Here is a 16,351-nt window from a genome sequence, read left to right as displayed (position 1 = left end):
TCATGGTCTGCTTCTATTTTTGTGTAAACATTAAAATATAAAACAATGAACACATTAAAAAAAGAAGCATTTTACGTAGTTGGAATTTCCGTTAGAACTACAAATGAAAATGGAAAAGCAATGCAAGACATTCCTGCTTTATGGCAACGATTTATGACAGAAAAGGTAGGTGATCAACTTTCTAATAGAATAGGAGAAGAAAGTTATGCGGTATATACCGATTATGAAAAAGATCATACCAAGCCATATACCATGATTTTAGGATACAGAGTAGAAAACTTAAATGATATTCCTGAAGGAATGATTGGAAGTAAAATTGAAACTGCGAATTACAAGAAATTCATAGCTAAGGGAGATTTAACAAAGGATGCTGTGGTAAATGAATGGATGAAAATTTGGAATTCAGACCTTCAAAGAACATATTCAGCAGACTTTGAAGTGTATGGAAGTAAAGCACAAAATCCTACTGATGGTGAGGCAGAAATTTTTATTGCAATAGAGTAAATCTTAGGAGAAAAAATAAGCGGTTTTAGAATAACTCTAAAACCGCTTATGGTTAACAAATCAAATTAAATTAAAAACTATAATTTATTTCCTATAATAGGAATACTCTTTCTATTTAATATAAGTAAAATACCTCCTGCAACTAAAGTTATAACAGCGCAAATAAACAATCCGCCACCATCTCCATTATGCTCAATACCAATCTTTGTTAAATGACTCATAACAGCCCCTCCCATTAAACCAACGGTAAGAAAAGCTCCTAACCAAGTCTTGTTGGGAACAAATAGTAAAATAGAAGCTATTAACTCCAAAACCCCAGTTCCAATTCGCATCAAAGCTTCGTTTTCTCCAGCGAGTTTAGTGAACAAATCAACACTTTCTTGAGCACCGGTAAATTTGAAGAACAATGTTTGCAGCATAATAATTGCAGCAATAATTTTTAAAATTATAGGTAGATACTTATTCATTATATATTGGTTTTACAATTTTAGACGAATTGCTTTTTAATCCTTACACGAATTAATTAAATAGTATTTTTGCATTATGAAGAAAAAAATACTTTACACCCTTGTTTTTATAGTTACATTTCTTAGTTGTAAAAAAGAACAAATTACCCTTACCTATATTGATGAATATGTAGTTAAAGATTCACTTAGTTTAAGCAATACAACTATAGGAGGTTTATCGGGAATTGATGGTTATAATGGTGAATATTATATGGTAGTTGATGATGCTCGAAATCCTAGAATTTTAACCGCAGATATTGAAATTGAAAATGATAAAATTACTTCGGTAAACTTTAAAAAAGTTATTGAGCTTAGAGATACTACTTCTAGTTTTTATAAAGAGCATTTTTTGGATTTAGAATCTATTTTTATAGATGCAGATGGGGAATTTAATTTAGTTTCTGAAGGTTCTATTAGAAAGGGAAAAGATCCATCTGTTTTTTCAGTAGATATAGAAAATTCAAAGATTGAAAAATATTCAATTCCTTCATATTTCAAAGCAAATTCAAATGGACAACCAAAACACAATGGGGTTTTTGAAGGCTCTTGTAAAAGTGTTGATAACAAAGGTTTTTGGGTTGCAATGGAAGCACCTTTAGAAGTTGATGGAGAGGAACCAACATTTCATAAAACACAATCACCAATTAGAATAACATACTTTAATAAAGAAAAGAAAGAAGCTGAGAAGCAATATGCTTATGAATTAGAGAAAATTGATAAACCTTCAAAAGGTAACGTGAACCTCAATGGAGTAACTTCAATCTTGGAATATAAAGAAGGAGTGTTTTTTGTAATAGAAAGAATCTATCAAAGTGGTTACGGGAGTTATGGTAATGTGGTACGAATTTTTAAAGCTTCTGTAGAAAAAGAAACAACGAATACATTAGAAATAACATCCTTAAAAAATCAAAAATATGTACCGTTAAAGAAAGAATTATTAATTGATTTTAGTACAGTTCAAGAAAAATTAACAGATGGGATTATAGATAACATAGAAGGGATAACTTTCGGTCCTGACTTATCGAACGGAAACCAATCAGTTATTTTGGTTTCTGATGATAATTTTCAAGTATATGGGAAACAATTGAATCAATTTATTCTTTTAGAAATTAGTAATAAATAGTGTATTTTTAGCGTCCGCAATTTTTAACAATGATATCCAAACTTAAACAAAAGTCTATTCAAAAAGTATTTGACAAAATGATTCGTAAAACGGTCATTAAGCGTCAAGACTCTAATAAAATAAAAAAAGTAGCGATTGTATTAGATAACGAATCTCTCATAAACATTGTGTTGGCTAACTTAACCAACAAACTTCCCTTTACAAACGAACAAATATCCGTTTTTACTTTTAGAGAATATTCAAAAAAACAAGAAGCTTCTTCTGAATTTTTTACTGATAATGATTTTGGTTTTAAAGCAAGTTTAAAATCAGACAATCTTAAAAACTTCGTTAAAAATGAGTATGATTTGCTTATTAATTATACCAAATCATCTAATATTTTTACAAATATGGTAACTTTGTTGTCGCAGGCTAAATTGAAAGCAGGATTTGCAAATATTGATGATAGATTATTTGATATTGTAGTGTCTGATGAAGCTTTTAATGAAGCAGTTTTGAATGAAGAATTAAAAAAGTATTTAACCATATTAAATAAAATATAATGCAACAGTTTTATGGGCTTGGTGTAGCATTAGTAACTCCATTTAAAGAAGATTTAAGTGTAGATTATGATGCATTAAAAAAGTTAGTAAATTATAATATTGAAAACGGTACTAATTATTTAGTAATTAATGGAACCACTGGAGAAAGCGCAACAATTACAAAAGAAGAAAAAGAACAAATCATTAGAGTTGTTGCGGAAGTAAATAATAAACGTTTACCGCTAGTTCTAGGAGTAGGAGGAAATAATACACAAACGGTTGTTGAGGAGTTAAAAACGTTAGACTTATCTGAAATTGATGCAATACTATCAGTAGCACCGTATTATAGTAAGCCAACTCAAGAAGGTTTTTACCAACATTTTAAGGCAGTTGCATTGGCAAGCCCTAAACCAGTTATCTTGTATAATGTACCTGGAAGAACAGCTAAAAATATGGAACCAGCTACTACGTTGCGTTTAGCAAATGATTTTGCAAATGTAATTGGAGTGAAAGAGGCAGGAAATAATCAACAACAATATTATAGCTTGTTAAAAGATAGACCAGAAGACTTTTTGATCATTTCAGGAGATGACGATTTAGCTTTAGGTGTGGTTTTAGCTGGTGGAGCGGGAGTTATCTCGGTAATAGGTCAAGGTTTACCAAAAGAATTTTCTCAAATGATTCAATTAGGATTGGAAGCAAAAGCTAAAGAAGCTTTCGGTATACATTATAGATTAATGGATGTTATAGATTTAATTTTTGAAGAAAATAATCCTGCAGGAATTAAAGCAGTGTTAAAGAAGTTAGCGATTACCTCAGATAAGGTACGTTTACCATTAGTACCTGCAAGTAAAGATTTACAGCATAGAATAGGGAGTTTTATAGATAACTTATAAAAGAATTGTATTCTAAAAATAATTAAAAGACCATAGTATAAACACTATGGTCTTTTTTGTGTCTATTGTAAAGTGAAATACAATAGACCTCTAAGCATAAGAAAATAATTACTAAAAATTACTAGACGTACATTTTCTTAACATGGAATTAGGGGGTATCTCGAAATCGTAAAATCACAGTAAAGTTTAATTTCTTTTTAAAGCAATTTTTTACTTATGTTCTAGATTTAGAAATATGTTACCCTCTTTTTTTATTTTTTTTGAATAAGAGAATACGATAAAATAGAAACATTATTAAATTAGAAATACTGCGATAGGTTTACAGCTTTTTTTAGCATATTTGTATTATAAAAATATAAGATCAATTATGTTATCAAAGAAAATAGAAGAGGCATTAAACAAACAAATAAAATTAGAAGCAGAATCATCTCAAGTATATTTATCAATGGCATGTTGGGCAGAAGTTCAAGGTTTTGAAGGAGTAGCTCAATTTATGTATGCACATTCAGATGAAGAGCGCATGCATATGCTTAAATTAGTTAAATTTGTAAATGAAAGAGGAGGACATGCTAAAGTATCTGATTTAGCAGCACCACCAACAGAATTTGGATCTTTTAAAGATATGTTTCAGGAGTTATTTGACCATGAAGTAATGGTTTCAAAATCAATTAACGATTTAGTGCATATAACATTAGAAGAAAGAGATTATGCAACTCATAACTTTTTACAATGGTATGTTTCTGAGCAAATCGAGGAAGAAGCTTTAGCACGTAATATTTTAGATAAGATTAATCTAATTGGTGATGATAAAGGTGGTTTGTATTTGTTTGATAATGATGTAAAGCAATTAGTTGGAGCAGATGCAGGAGGTGCTGCGCCGCAATAATTTAAGATTAACAAACATTTAGGGTTTCTTTACCTTTTTACTAACATAAATTATGGTTTATTGCGGTACACAATTTGATGTGTAAAAAATCGTTTTAATAATCCATAATTAATCATTAATTTTGCCGAATGCAAAAAATTAAAAATTTAGCGTATTTATTAGTCATTACTTTATTGTTGTCTTCATGTGGAGAATATCAAAAAGTATTGAATAAAGGAACTGTAGAAGAGCAATATAAAATGGCTACAAAAATGTACGAAGCACAAAAGTACAACAAAGCCATTCGTTTGTTTGAAAAGATCGTTCCATCTTATAGAGGGAAACCACAAATGGAACGTATTCAGTATATGGTAGCTCAATCTAATTTTAATGTTAAAAACTATAGTTTAGCAGGATATTATTTTGAACGTTTCTCAAGAAACTATCCAAAGAGTTCTAAAAGAGAAGAAGCAGCTTTTTTATCTGCTTTAGGATATTATAAAGCAGCTCCTAGATATAGTTTAGACCCTACAGATACGAATAAAGCTTTAGAAAAATTTCAAGCGTTTATAGATGCTTATCCGAATTCGGATAAAATTGAAGAAGCAAATGAGTATTACCGTGAGTTAAGATATAAGCTTGAAAAGAAAGCTTTTGAAATAGCTAAAACGTACTATAGAACGGCTGAAACTTATCCAAGAAACTATAAGGCAGCAATCGTAGCGTTTGATAATTTATTGTCAGATTATTTAGGAACTTCTTTTAAAGAAGAAGCCCTATATTATAGATTGAAAGCCGCGCACGACTTTGCAATGAGAAGTACGAAGAGGAGAAAAGAAGAAAGAATTAAGGTAGCTATTAAGGCTTACAATAAATTAAAGAGGAATTTCCCAGAATCTAAATTTATGGGAGAATCTAATGATATGCTTACGGCATTACAACAAGAACAAGAACAATTAGTTAAAAGTTAAGTGATGGATTATAAAGAAACTAAGGCACCTGTATCTACAGTAACTTACAACAAGGAACAAATAGAAACTCCAACAGACAACATCTATGAAGCTATTTCGATTATAGCGAAAAGAGCTACTCAAATTAATTCTGACCTTAAAAAAGAGTTAATTGATAAATTAGATGAATTTGCTACTTACAACGATAGCTTAGAAGAAGTTTTCGAAAATAAAGAGCAGATAGAAGTTTCTAAATTCTACGAGCGTTTACCTAAACCTCATGCAATTGCAGTAGAGGAGTGGTTAGAAGAAAAAATCTATTTTAGAAATTCAGACAAGAAATAAGAATGTCTGTACTTAGCGGGAAAAAAGTTTTATTAGGAATTACTGCAGGAATTGCAGCATATAAAACAGCAAATTTAGTCCGTTTATTTATAAAATCAGGCGCAGAGGTCAAAGTAGTAATGACTCCTGCGTCGAAAGATTTTATAACACCTCTTACCTTATCTACCTTATCAAAAAATCCGGTACATTCAACTTTTTATGATTCTGAAGACGAAAATGAACTTTGGAATAATCATGTTGAATTAGGTTTATGGGCAGATTTAATGATTATTGCCCCAGCAACAGCGAATACTTTATCTAAGATGACTAATGGTACCTGTGATAATTTACTATTAGCTACCTATTTATCGGCAAAATGCCCTGTGTATTTTGCCCCTGCAATGGATTTAGATATGTATAAGCATCCTTCAACAAAAACAAGTTTTGAAAGATTACAAAGCTTTGGAAATATTATGATTCCATCTACTTCTGGTGAATTAGCAAGTGGATTAGTTGGAGAAGGAAGAATGGCAGAACCTGAGGATATTATAGGTTTTATAGAAAAAGATATTGTTTCTAAATTACCATTAAGAGGAAAGAAAGTTTTAATAACAGCAGGGCCTACATATGAAGCTATTGATCCAGTAAGATTTATAGGAAATCATTCTTCTGGAAAAATGGGATTTGAAATAGCTAAAACAGCTGCAAATTTAGGTGGCGAGGTAATTTTGGTTTCAGGACCATCACACCAAACAGTAACACATTCTTTTGTTCATAGGATCGATGTAAAGTCTGCCAAAGAAATGTATGATGCTTGTCATAAATACTACAAAGATGTTGATGTGGCTATACTTTCAGCAGCAGTTGCAGATTACAGACCAAAAAATGTTGCTACTCAGAAAATAAAAAAGAAGGAAGCAGCGTTAAATATAGCGTTAGAACCTACCCAAGATATTTTAAAATCGTTAGGAGAAACTAAAAATAAGCAACTGTTAGTTGGTTTTGCTTTAGAAACAGATAACGAAGAAGAAAATGCAAAAAGTAAAATAGAACGTAAGAATTTGGACCTAATTGTGTTAAATTCTTTACGAGATAAGGGAGCTGGTTTTGCGACAGATACAAATAAAATCACTATTATTGATGCAGATTTTAATAAGAAAGAATTTCCTTTAAAGTCTAAGAAAGAAGTATCTAAAGATATAATTAACGAAATCATTCAAAAATTACATGGGTAAGTTTTTATTAGGAGTCATCTTTTTCATTTCATCGTTTGTACAAGCGCAAGAAATAAATGCGTTGGTAACCATTAATGCAGATAAAGTACAAAGTTCAAATAAGCAAGTTTATCAAACTTTACAAAAAGCATTAACCGAGTTTATTAACCAAACGAAATGGACAAATAAAAACTTTAAAGCACAAGAACGTATTAATTGTGCGTTTACAATCATTATAAACGAGCAAAATAATAATCAGTTTTTATCAAGCTTACAAATTCAATCAACAAGACCTGTGTATGGTTCTTCATATGCAACGCCAATATTAAATATTAACGATACGGGATTCAATTTCGAGTACAATGAGTTTGATCCTTTATTATTCAATCCAACAAGATTTGATTCAAATTTAATATCAACCATTGTTTTTTATATCTATACTATATTAGGAGTTGATGCAGATACTTTTGCTTTAAAAGGAGGGCAAGAATATCTTAAACAAGCAGAAAATGTAATGTTACAAGCACAGCAAAGTGGTGATACTAATTGGCAAAATCAAGTAGGAAAGCAGAATAGATTTGCTTTGATAGATGGGTTATTGTCTTCAAAGTTTGAAACATTACGCAAAATATACTACAATTACCATCGTCAAGGGTTTGACTATTTTTCAGAAGATGAAACGAAGGCAAAGCAAGCTATTGAAAATTCAGTTATAGAGCTCGAAAAGATGCATAATATTACTGTAGGAAACTATATGATTCGAGTGTTTTTAGACGCAAAATCTGATGAAATAGTAAGTGTTTTCTCTGATGGAAGACCTTCAAGTAATCAAGCTAAAATGGTTGGGATATTAAGAGATGTTTCCCCAACATATTCAGATAAATGGAAAAAGATTAATTAGTAAATAACTATATAATTATTAAAAGCCTGCTGTATTAAACAGTAGGCTTTTTTATTTGTAATTAATTGGTCTTTTGAACAAAAAGTTTTTAAATTAGTGTGATTATTAGAGAATCGATATCAGATAGTATTATCTGTTTGATAAATCTACTACCCATAGATTCTTTAACCTTCCAGTTTTTTATAAGATGTAGACCTTATTCATTTTTGAATGAAAAGGAATTTAAGTAAGTAATGAGCGATAATGTTTGGCAGCTCATTTGAATTTAATGTAGATAATCAATCACTAAATAAAATCAATGAAACATTTTAAATGGCTGTTAATTTCGTCTTTAGCAATAGCTGTAATTGGTAACTATTTTTTTTATCAAGATATGCCTCCAATAAGTGTTTTTGAACAAAATAACTTGTTATTGATAACCACTGTAAAAATAATAGTTGCAGGTATTGATATGAATATTGTAGTACTATTTCTTATGAGTTTTATATCGAGTGGTCTATTGACCATGTCTGTATTGTTTATAAAAGATTACAGTAAATAGAGTAATAAGAGAGTTGATATATTGCCTGTATAACGAAGTTCATTGTTGATTTTTAAAAGAATTCATATAGTTTTTAGTTAAAAAACTTCTCTTTTTAGTTTGTTAAAAATCCGTACTTTTATTGTTTTTTAAAGAGTAAAATTTGTTAGCACATTTAACTATACAAAACTACGCGTTAATCAATCAGTTATCAATTGATTTGACCAATGGATTATCGATAATTACAGGGGAGACCGGAGCAGGTAAATCTATTTTATTAGGAGCTTTGGGATTGGTTACTGGTAATAGAGCCGACTTATCTTCTTTAAAAAATACAGATAAAAAATGTGTAATAGAAGCACAATTTTCTATAGCCAATTATAACCTTCAAGAATTATTTGAAGAATTAGATATAGATTTTGAAAGCGAAACTATTATTAGAAGAGAAATTTTACCTTCAGGAAAATCAAGAGCATTTGTTAATGATACTCCAGTAAACTTATCTGTATTACAATCTTTAAAAACAAAATTGTTAGATATTCATTCGCAACATCAAACAATGGAATTGTCTGATAGTAATTTTCAGTTTCATATTATTGATGTTTTGGCTAAGAATCATACAAAAATAGCATCGTATAAAAGAGGGTTAAAAAAGTATAACAGTTTACAAAAAGACCTAAAAGAGTTGTTAAACTCTCAAGAAGAAGCGAAGCAACAATACGAATACAATTTACATTTGTTTAAAGAACTCGAAGAGACAGATTTGCAGCTTGGTGAGCAGGCAATGATTGAAGAGAAGTTAGATAAACTTAATAATGTAGAAGAAATTAAGTTAAACTTATCTGAGGCTCTTGAAAAAACGGTAAATGAAGAAGTTGGAATTCAAACCATGTTATATTCACTAGAAAATAACTTGCATAAAATAAGTTCTTTCTCAAAGGAGTATGAAGAATTAAGCAATCGAATTTCTAGTATCAAAATAGAACTTGATGATGTAGCCAAAGAAATTGAAAATGCTAATGAGTTAATAGAGTATAATCCAACAGAAATAGAAGAACTGAATGATCGTTTGCAATTGATTTATAATTTGCAAAAAAAGCATTTTGTGAGTTCTATAGAAGAATTGCAAAAGATTCATGAAAATTTAGCAGATAAGGTAGCACAGGTTGAGGATGCCGGAAGTATTATTGCAAATAAAGAAAAAGAAATAGAACAAGTAGCTGAAAAGTTGGATGGATTGGCAGAAAAAATTTCTAATGCTCGTAATAAAGTGATTCCAAAATTGAAAAAAGAGTTGGAACTTTTATTGACAGATTTAGGAATGCCAAACGCTAGTTTTTTAATTGAAGTAAGTTTGTCTGATTCATATTTTGCAAACGGTAAAGATCAATTATCATTTTTATTTTCTGCAAATAAAGGAGGGAACTACGGAGAATTAAAAAAAGTAGCCTCAGGAGGAGAGCTATCAAGAATAATGCTCTCGATCAAGAAGATATTATCAGAAAATAGTAAGTTGCCAACAGTTATTTTTGATGAAATTGATACAGGGGTATCGGGAGAAGTTTCTAATAAAATAGCAGCTATTATGCAACAAATGAGTAATCATATGCAGGTAATTACAATTACACACTTACCTCAGATAGCGGCCAAAGGAGTGCAACACTACAAGGTATACAAATCCGAAGTCAATGGTGTTACCGAATCTAACTTAAAATTACTAGCTACTCAGGAAAGAATTGAAGAGATAGCAGAAATGTTAAGTGGAAAAGACTTCTCTGAAAGTGCCTTAACTCATGCTAAAGAATTACTAAATTAAACTATATTTGCCTAACAAAACTAAATACTAAAACAAACAGTATGTATAATTTATTAAAAGGAAAAAAAGGAATTATTTTCGGAGCTTTAGATGAAAACTCTATTGCTTGGAAAGTAGCAGAACGTGCTCACGAAGAAGGAGCAGAGTTTGTGTTAACTAATGCTCCTATTGCAATGCGTATGGGACAGATTAAAGAGTTAGCTGCTAAAACTAATTCTGAAATTATTCCTGCCGATGCAACTTCAATGGATGATTTAACGAATTTAGTGGAAAAGTCTATGGAGATTTTAGGAGGTAAAATAGATTTTGTTTTACACTCAATTGGTATGTCGGTAAACGTACGTAAAGGACGTCATTACACAGATTCTAAATACGATTTTACAACAAAAGGATGGGATGTTTCTGCAGTATCTTTCCATAAAACAATGAATGTTTTATATAATAAACAAGCAATGAACGAATGGGGAAGTATTGTAGCTTTAACATATATGGCTGCACAAAGAGTATTCCCAGATTATAATGATATGGCTGATAATAAAGCATATTTAGAGTCAATTGCTCGTAGTTTTGGATATTTCTTCGGAAGAGATCATAAAGTACGTGTAAACACGATTTCTCAATCTCCAACACCTACTACAGCTGGTCAAGGAGTAAAAGGTTTTGATGGATTTATCTCTTATGCAGAGAAGATGTCTCCATTAGGAAATGCTACAGCTTTGGAGTGTGCTGATTATACAATTTCATTATTTTCAGATTTAACTAAGAAAGTTACTTTACAAAACTTATTCCATGATGGAGGTTTCTCTAATATGGGAGTTAGTGATGCTGTAATGGAGAAATTTATAGAAGAGTAATCACTTACAAATTAAGATAATCAAAATGCAAATCGTTAGATTTGCATTTTTTATTGATAGGTATTTATGAACAGAATTTCATTTGTAGAAAACGAATTAAAAGCTTTAAGAAAAGAGTTAAGAGAGCATAAGTTATATGAAGCATTAAAAAGTATTGAAGATGTTCAAACTTTTATGGAATCTCATGTATTTGCAGTATGGGATTTTATGTCTCTTTTAAAATCATTACAGCAAAGTTTAACTTGTGTTACCTTACCTTGGATTCCAAGGGCAAATGCAAAAACAGCACAATTTATTAATGAAATAGTGCTAGGAGAAGAAACAGATGTAAATGAATTAGGTGTTCCAAAAAGTCATTTTGAAATGTATATAGATGCTATGAAGCAAACCGGAGCTAGCATTGAAAGTATTTCTAACTTTATTTCAGAAGTATATGATGGAAAGGAAATTGAAGAGGCTTTAAATACCGTTGCCATAAGTAAAGAAACTGTAGATTTTGTATCATTTACGTTTGATGTAATACGTACAAATCAACCACATATTATAGCATCATGCTTTACCTTTGGAAGGGAAGACTTAATACCAGATATGTTTTTAGAAATAGTTAAAAACACAGAAGAAGAAAATAATGTTGATTATAGTAAGTTAACATATTATTTAAAAAGACATATTGAGTTAGATGGTGATGAACATGGACCTTTATCATTACAAATGATTGAAGAATTATGTGGCGATGACGAACAAAAATGGGATGACGTATTGTATTATGCAAAAGAGTCGTTACAAAAGAGAATTAATCTATGGGATGGTATTGCCAAAGAAATTAATACGGAAGTTTTAGTATGAGCACAATAAAATTATCACTGATAATTCCGGTGTATAATAGACCTGATGAAATTGATGAACTTTTAGAAAGTTTAACGAAACAAGACTTTCAAAAGGAGTATGAAGTAGTCATTATAGAAGATGGGTCAAGTGAATCATCAGAAGAAGTCATTCAAAAATATAATACTCAAATAAACATCAGTTACTATTACAAAGAAAATAGCGGGCCTGGAGATTCTAGAAACTATGGAATGAAAAGGGCAGCAGGAAATTATTTTATTGTTTTAGACTCAGATGTAATTTTACCAAGCCATTATTTATCAACCATAGATGATTTTTTAGATAAAAACTATGTTGATTGTTTTGGAGGTGCAGATGCAGCACATGATAGTTTTACAGACTTACAAAAGGCAATCAATTATACAATGACTTCTTTTTTTACAACTGGAGGTATAAGAGGAGGGAAGGTTAAAGTACAAAAGTTTGAACCGCGAAGCTTTAATATGGGGATTTCAAAGGAAGCATTTGAAGCTACGAAAGGGTTTTCAAAAATACATCCAGGAGAAGACCCAGACTTATCACAGAGAATAGTAAATAATGGATTTACCACTGGTTTTTTGCCAGATGCATATGTATATCATAAGAGAAGAATTTCTTGGGAAAAGTTTCATACTCAGGTAAAAAAGTTTGGAATGGTAAGGCCTATTTTAACCAAATGGCATCCAACAACCGCAAAAATAACCTTTTGGTTCCCTACACTATTCGTGTTTTTTACATTGGCTTCAATATTAGGAGGAGTTCTATACTCTCCAGTGGCTTTAGTTCCATTAGGAGGCTATTTAGCATTATTACTAATTCATTCAACTCTATTAAATAAGAGTCTCAAGGTAGGTTTTTTATCGATTTATGCAGTATTTATTCAATTTTTTGGATATGGATTGGCTTTTTTGAAATCTACTTTTTACATTCGCTTATTAAATAGGAATCCAGAAGAACAATTTCCAAAATTATTTTTTAAATAGGTGAAAAGAATATTAGTAACAGGAGGAGCAGGTTTTATAGGTTCGCATTTATGCGAGCGATTATTAAAAGAAGGAAATGAAGTAATTTCTTTAGATAATTACTTTACAGGAAGTAAGAAAAATATAATTCACCTTTTAGACAATCCGTATTTTGAAGTTGTAAGGCACGACATTACTGAACCTTATTATGCAGAGGTAGATGAAGTTTACAATTTAGCTTGTCCAGCTTCACCAATTCACTATCAACATGATCCTATTAAAACAATCAAGACCTCTGTTGTAGGAGCAACAAATATGCTAGGTTTAGCTAAGCGAATAGATGCTAAGATTCTTCAAGCTTCCACAAGTGAAGTTTATGGAGATCCACATATACACCCACAACCAGAAACGTATTGGGGAAATGTAAATCCAATTGGTTTACGATCTTGTTATGATGAAGGAAAACGTTGTGCAGAATCCTTATTTATAAATTACCATAAGCAAAATGACGTTCGTATTAAAATTATAAGAATTTTTAATACCTACGGAACTCGAATGAATACTAATGATGGTAGAGTAATTTCGAACTTTATTGTTCAGGCATTAAAAGGTCAGGATATTACTATCTATGGAAAGGGAAATCAAACAAGAAGTTTTCAGTATGTAGATGATTTGGTTGAAGGAATGATTCGTATGATGAATACCAATGATTCTGTAACGGGACCTATTAACATAGGAAACCCTGGAGAATTTTCTATTTTAGAATTAGCGGAGAAGATTATTAAAATGACGAATTCTTCATCTAAAATTGTATTTGAACCTTTACCCGAAGATGATCCAATGCAGCGTAAACCAGATATTTCATTAGCTAAAAAAACATTGAATAACTGGGAACCGAAGGTAAGTTTAGAAGAAGGATTAAAGAAAGTAATTACTTACTTTGATGAAGAGTTAAAATCAATATAAAAGATAAAAAAAGCATTCAATTTTGAATGCTTTTTTGTTTTAGATAATCTCTAATATTTTTTCGGTTGGGCGTCCAACTACAGCCTTATTTCCATTTATAATTATAGGACGTTCAATAAGTTTTGGGTTTTCTATCATTGCAGTAATAACTTCAGCATCTGATAACTCTTTCCCTTTGTAATTTTCTTTCCAGATTTTTTCGTTCTTTCTTACCAAATCGATTGGAGAAATTCCTAACATATTAATTATTTGAGAAAGTTCTTCTTTAGAAGGTATATTTTCTAAATACTTTACAATTTCAAACTCCTTTCCAGATTCTTCTAATAATTGAACTCCGTTACGAGATTTACTACATCTGTTGTTATGGTATATTTTAATCATGATGATTTCTTTTTAGTTAGAGGTTTCTTTTTGTCCCATCATCATAAGATAGGCTTTTAAAAACGGATTAATATTTCCGTCCATTACTGCATCTACATTTCCAGTTTCATGTGCAGTACGAACATCTTTAACCAATTTATAAGGGTGCATCACATAATTTCTAATCTGACTTCCCCATTCATTTTTCATTTTATTTGCTTCTATTTCTTCTCTAGCAGCCAAACGTTTTTGCAGTTCAATTTCATATAATTGAGACTTTAACATCTGTAAAGCTGTAGCTCTGTTATCATGTTGTGAACGTGAATTAGAACATTGAATTTGTATTCCTGTTGGTTTATGTAATAATTGAACTTTGGTTTCTACTTTATTTACATTTTGTCCTCCAGCTCCACTTGAACGAGCAGTGGTAATTTCAATATCAGCAGGATTTACATCTATTTCAATAGAGTCATCAGCTACTGGATATACATACACTGATGAGAAAGAAGTATGACGTTTAGCGTTACTATCAAAAGGTGAAATACGTACCAAGCGATGTACACCATTTTCTCCTTTTAACCATCCAAAAGCATAGTCTCCATCAATTTCAATCGTAACCGTTTTAATTCCAGCAGTATCTCCAGCTTGATAGTTCAAGGTTTTTAATTTAAACCCGTGTTTTTCAGCCCACATCGTATACATACGAGTTAACATCTCGGTCCAGTCGCAACTTTCCGTACCTCCTGCACCTGCTGTAATTTGAATTACTGCGCTTAAGTTATCACCTTCCTCAGAAAGCATGTTTTTAAACTCAATATCTTCTAAAAAAGTACTTGTTTTTTCAAATTGTTCAGTAACTTCTTGTTCATCTACATCTCCTTCTTTATAAAAATCATATAAAACAACAAGGTCGTCTTGCATTGTTACTACTTCGTTATAATCGTTTACCCATTTCTTTTTTAAACGCAACGATTTCATTAAAACTTCTGCTTCTTTCGGATTGTTCCAAAAATCAGGATCAGCCGTTTTTTCTTCTTCATTAGTAATTTCAATTAACTTCTTGTCAATGTCTAAATATCCTCTTAACTTGCCAATTCGTTCAGAAATATTTTTTAATTGTTCGTGTGTAATCATACTGCAAAAATACACTTTAAAATTATAGATAGAAATGGAAATAAACTTAATAAGCGATACCGTTACCAAACCAACAAAAGAAATGCTAGATGTTATGATGAAAGCTAAAGTAGGAGATGATGTTTTTAAGGCAGATCCTACGGTGAATTTATTGCAAGAAAAAGTAGCAGATATGTTTGGAATGGAAGACGCATTATTTTTTCCATCGGGTACCATGGCCAATCAAGCGGCTATAAAATTACACACACAACCTGGAGATCGCATGTTTTGTGATAAATGGGCGCATGTATACAATTATGAAGGAGGAGGTGCAGCATTTAACTCAGGAGTAACATCGCACTTAATTGATGGGGATAGAGGAATGTTTACAGCAGCACAATTACAACAAGCTGTTTCTGGAAGAGCAGATATTCATGTACCTTTTAATAGATTGGTTTGTATTGAAAATACTACAAATAAAGGAGGGGGAGCATGTTGGGATTTTGAAGAGTTAAAAAAGATTCAAAAAGTAGCAAAGGATAATAATTTAGCATACCATTTAGATGGCGCACGTTTGTTCAATGCTTTGGTAGCAAAAAATGAAACTCCAGAACAGTACGGAAAATTGTTTGATACCATTTCTATTTGTTTATCTAAAGGATTAGGAGCTCCTGTTGGTTCAGTTTTAATAGGAACAAAAGAACATATAGCACAGGCTTTACGTGTTAGAAAGCTATTTGGAGGAGGAATGAGACAAGCTGGGTTTTTAGCTGCTGCTGCAATACATGCCTTAGACAATCAAGTAGATCGTTTAGCAGAAGATCATAAGAAAGCAAAGGAAATAGGTAAAGTATTAGAAACCTGTTCTTATGTAAAAAAGATAGAACCTATTGAAACGAACATTGTAATATTCTATGTAAATGATAGTATAGATTCAATGGAGTTTATTAAAAGAATGGAAGATAAAGGAATTCTTTTAATATCTATGGGAGAAGGTAAAATTAGAATTGTAACACATTTAGATTATACAAATGAAATGCATGAAATATTGTTAAAAGAGCTTGTCAATTTTAACTAATAAAAAAAGAGCAG

At 30.9% G+C, this 16,351-nt stretch carries 19 protein-coding genes; 16 read left to right on the top strand and 3 right to left on the bottom strand.

The features are described from left to right. Nucleotides 1-45: 45 nt before the first annotated feature. A complete protein-coding gene (locus Q0873_RS17580; protein ID WP_299109956.1) occupies nucleotides 46-504 on the top strand; it encodes a GyrI-like domain-containing protein in 459 nt (152 codons plus the stop codon). Nucleotides 505-581: 77 nt separating this feature from the next. Here Q0873_RS17580 and Q0873_RS17575 read toward each other — a convergent pair whose 3' ends face one another. After that, entirely contained in the window at nucleotides 582-971 is a 390-nt protein-coding gene (locus Q0873_RS17575) for a DoxX family membrane protein (protein ID WP_299109954.1), read from the bottom strand. A 76-nt stretch (nucleotides 972-1,047) separates the two neighbouring features. Here Q0873_RS17575 and Q0873_RS17570 point away from each other — a divergent pair, with 76 nt between their 5' ends. From Q0873_RS17570 to Q0873_RS17505, 14 genes are all read left to right on the top strand, one after another. Further along, the gene (locus tag Q0873_RS17570; protein ID WP_299109952.1) at nucleotides 1,048-2,133 is read left to right on the top strand and encodes an esterase-like activity of phytase family protein; all 1,086 of its coding nucleotides are present in this window, start codon (nucleotides 1,048-1,050) and stop codon (nucleotides 2,131-2,133) included. 29 nt (nucleotides 2,134-2,162) lie between these two features. Further along, a complete protein-coding gene (locus tag Q0873_RS17565) occupies nucleotides 2,163-2,675 on the top strand; it encodes a hypothetical protein (protein ID WP_299109950.1) in 513 nt (170 codons plus the stop codon). Further along, nucleotides 2,675-3,550: a 4-hydroxy-tetrahydrodipicolinate synthase gene (gene dapA / locus Q0873_RS17560; RefSeq protein ID WP_299109947.1), complete on the top strand. Its 876-nt coding sequence runs from the start codon at nucleotides 2,675-2,677 to the stop codon at nucleotides 3,548-3,550. The genes Q0873_RS17565 and dapA overlap by 1 nt, the downstream gene beginning before the upstream one ends. A 367-nt stretch (nucleotides 3,551-3,917) precedes the next feature. Further along, nucleotides 3,918-4,436, top strand: coding sequence for a ferritin (locus tag Q0873_RS17555; RefSeq protein WP_299109943.1), 519 nt, complete (start codon nucleotides 3,918-3,920; stop codon nucleotides 4,434-4,436). A gap of 128 nt (nucleotides 4,437-4,564) precedes the next feature. Then, nucleotides 4,565-5,386, top strand: a complete 822-nt coding sequence (gene bamD / locus Q0873_RS17550) for an outer membrane protein assembly factor BamD (protein WP_299109940.1) — start codon at nucleotides 4,565-4,567, stop codon at nucleotides 5,384-5,386. A 3-nt stretch (nucleotides 5,387-5,389) separates the two neighbouring features. After that, a complete protein-coding gene (locus Q0873_RS17545) occupies nucleotides 5,390-5,710 on the top strand; it encodes a DNA-directed RNA polymerase subunit omega (protein WP_299109937.1) in 321 nt (106 codons plus the stop codon). 2 nt (nucleotides 5,711-5,712) lie between these two features. Next, nucleotides 5,713-6,924, top strand: a complete 1,212-nt coding sequence (gene coaBC / locus Q0873_RS17540; RefSeq protein ID WP_299109934.1) for a bifunctional phosphopantothenoylcysteine decarboxylase/phosphopantothenate--cysteine ligase CoaBC — start codon at nucleotides 5,713-5,715, stop codon at nucleotides 6,922-6,924. Next, nucleotides 6,917-7,804, top strand: coding sequence for a DUF4835 family protein (locus Q0873_RS17535; RefSeq protein ID WP_299109931.1), 888 nt, complete (start codon nucleotides 6,917-6,919; stop codon nucleotides 7,802-7,804). The genes coaBC and Q0873_RS17535 overlap by 8 nt, the downstream gene beginning before the upstream one ends. Nucleotides 7,805-8,102: 298 nt before the next feature. Continuing rightward, nucleotides 8,103-8,345, top strand: a complete 243-nt coding sequence (locus Q0873_RS17530) for a hypothetical protein (protein ID WP_299109929.1) — start codon at nucleotides 8,103-8,105, stop codon at nucleotides 8,343-8,345. 142 nt (nucleotides 8,346-8,487) lie between these two features. Continuing rightward, entirely contained in the window at nucleotides 8,488-10,140 is a 1,653-nt protein-coding gene (gene recN, locus Q0873_RS17525; RefSeq protein ID WP_299109926.1) for a DNA repair protein RecN, read from the top strand. A gap of 41 nt (nucleotides 10,141-10,181) precedes the next feature. Then, nucleotides 10,182-10,994, top strand: a complete 813-nt coding sequence (locus Q0873_RS17520) for an SDR family oxidoreductase (RefSeq protein WP_299109923.1) — start codon at nucleotides 10,182-10,184, stop codon at nucleotides 10,992-10,994. A 66-nt stretch (nucleotides 10,995-11,060) separates the two neighbouring features. Further along, nucleotides 11,061-11,840, top strand: coding sequence for a DUF3050 domain-containing protein (locus Q0873_RS17515; RefSeq protein ID WP_299109920.1), 780 nt, complete (start codon nucleotides 11,061-11,063; stop codon nucleotides 11,838-11,840). After that, the gene (locus tag Q0873_RS17510; RefSeq protein WP_299109917.1) at nucleotides 11,837-12,841 is read left to right on the top strand and encodes a glycosyltransferase; all 1,005 of its coding nucleotides are present in this window, start codon (nucleotides 11,837-11,839) and stop codon (nucleotides 12,839-12,841) included. The genes Q0873_RS17515 and Q0873_RS17510 overlap by 4 nt, the downstream gene beginning before the upstream one ends. Continuing rightward, nucleotides 12,842-13,786 (top strand): UDP-glucuronic acid decarboxylase family protein, encoded by a 945-nt coding sequence (locus Q0873_RS17505; protein WP_299109914.1) that lies wholly within the window; start codon nucleotides 12,842-12,844, stop codon nucleotides 13,784-13,786. It abuts the gene before it with no gap. A gap of 39 nt (nucleotides 13,787-13,825) precedes the next feature. Here the strand turns inward: Q0873_RS17505 and arsC are convergent, their stop codons facing one another. Both arsC and prfB read right to left on the bottom strand, forming a co-directional pair. Next, on the bottom strand, nucleotides 13,826-14,167 hold the full coding sequence (gene arsC / locus Q0873_RS17500; protein ID WP_299109911.1) for an arsenate reductase (glutaredoxin): 342 nt from the start codon (nucleotides 14,165-14,167) through the stop codon (nucleotides 13,826-13,828). 12 nt (nucleotides 14,168-14,179) lie between these two features. Further along, nucleotides 14,180-15,280 carry a peptide chain release factor 2 gene (gene prfB, locus Q0873_RS17495; protein WP_299109908.1) on the bottom strand — a complete coding sequence of 367 codons (1,101 nt, stop codon included), beginning with the start codon at nucleotides 15,278-15,280 and terminating at the stop codon, nucleotides 14,180-14,182. Between the two features lie 34 nt (nucleotides 15,281-15,314). On the opposite strand from prfB, the gene Q0873_RS17490 reads away from it, so the two are divergent. Next, nucleotides 15,315-16,337 (top strand): GntG family PLP-dependent aldolase, encoded by a 1,023-nt coding sequence (locus Q0873_RS17490; protein WP_299109905.1) that lies wholly within the window; start codon nucleotides 15,315-15,317, stop codon nucleotides 16,335-16,337. Nucleotides 16,338-16,351: the final 14 nt, after the last annotated feature.

Source organism: uncultured Tenacibaculum sp., assembly GCF_947498805.1.
Classification (GTDB): domain Bacteria; phylum Bacteroidota; class Bacteroidia; order Flavobacteriales; family Flavobacteriaceae; genus Polaribacter.
The sequence above is the reverse complement of the archived record's forward strand: the minus strand, read 5'-3'. Positions and strand labels throughout refer to the sequence as shown.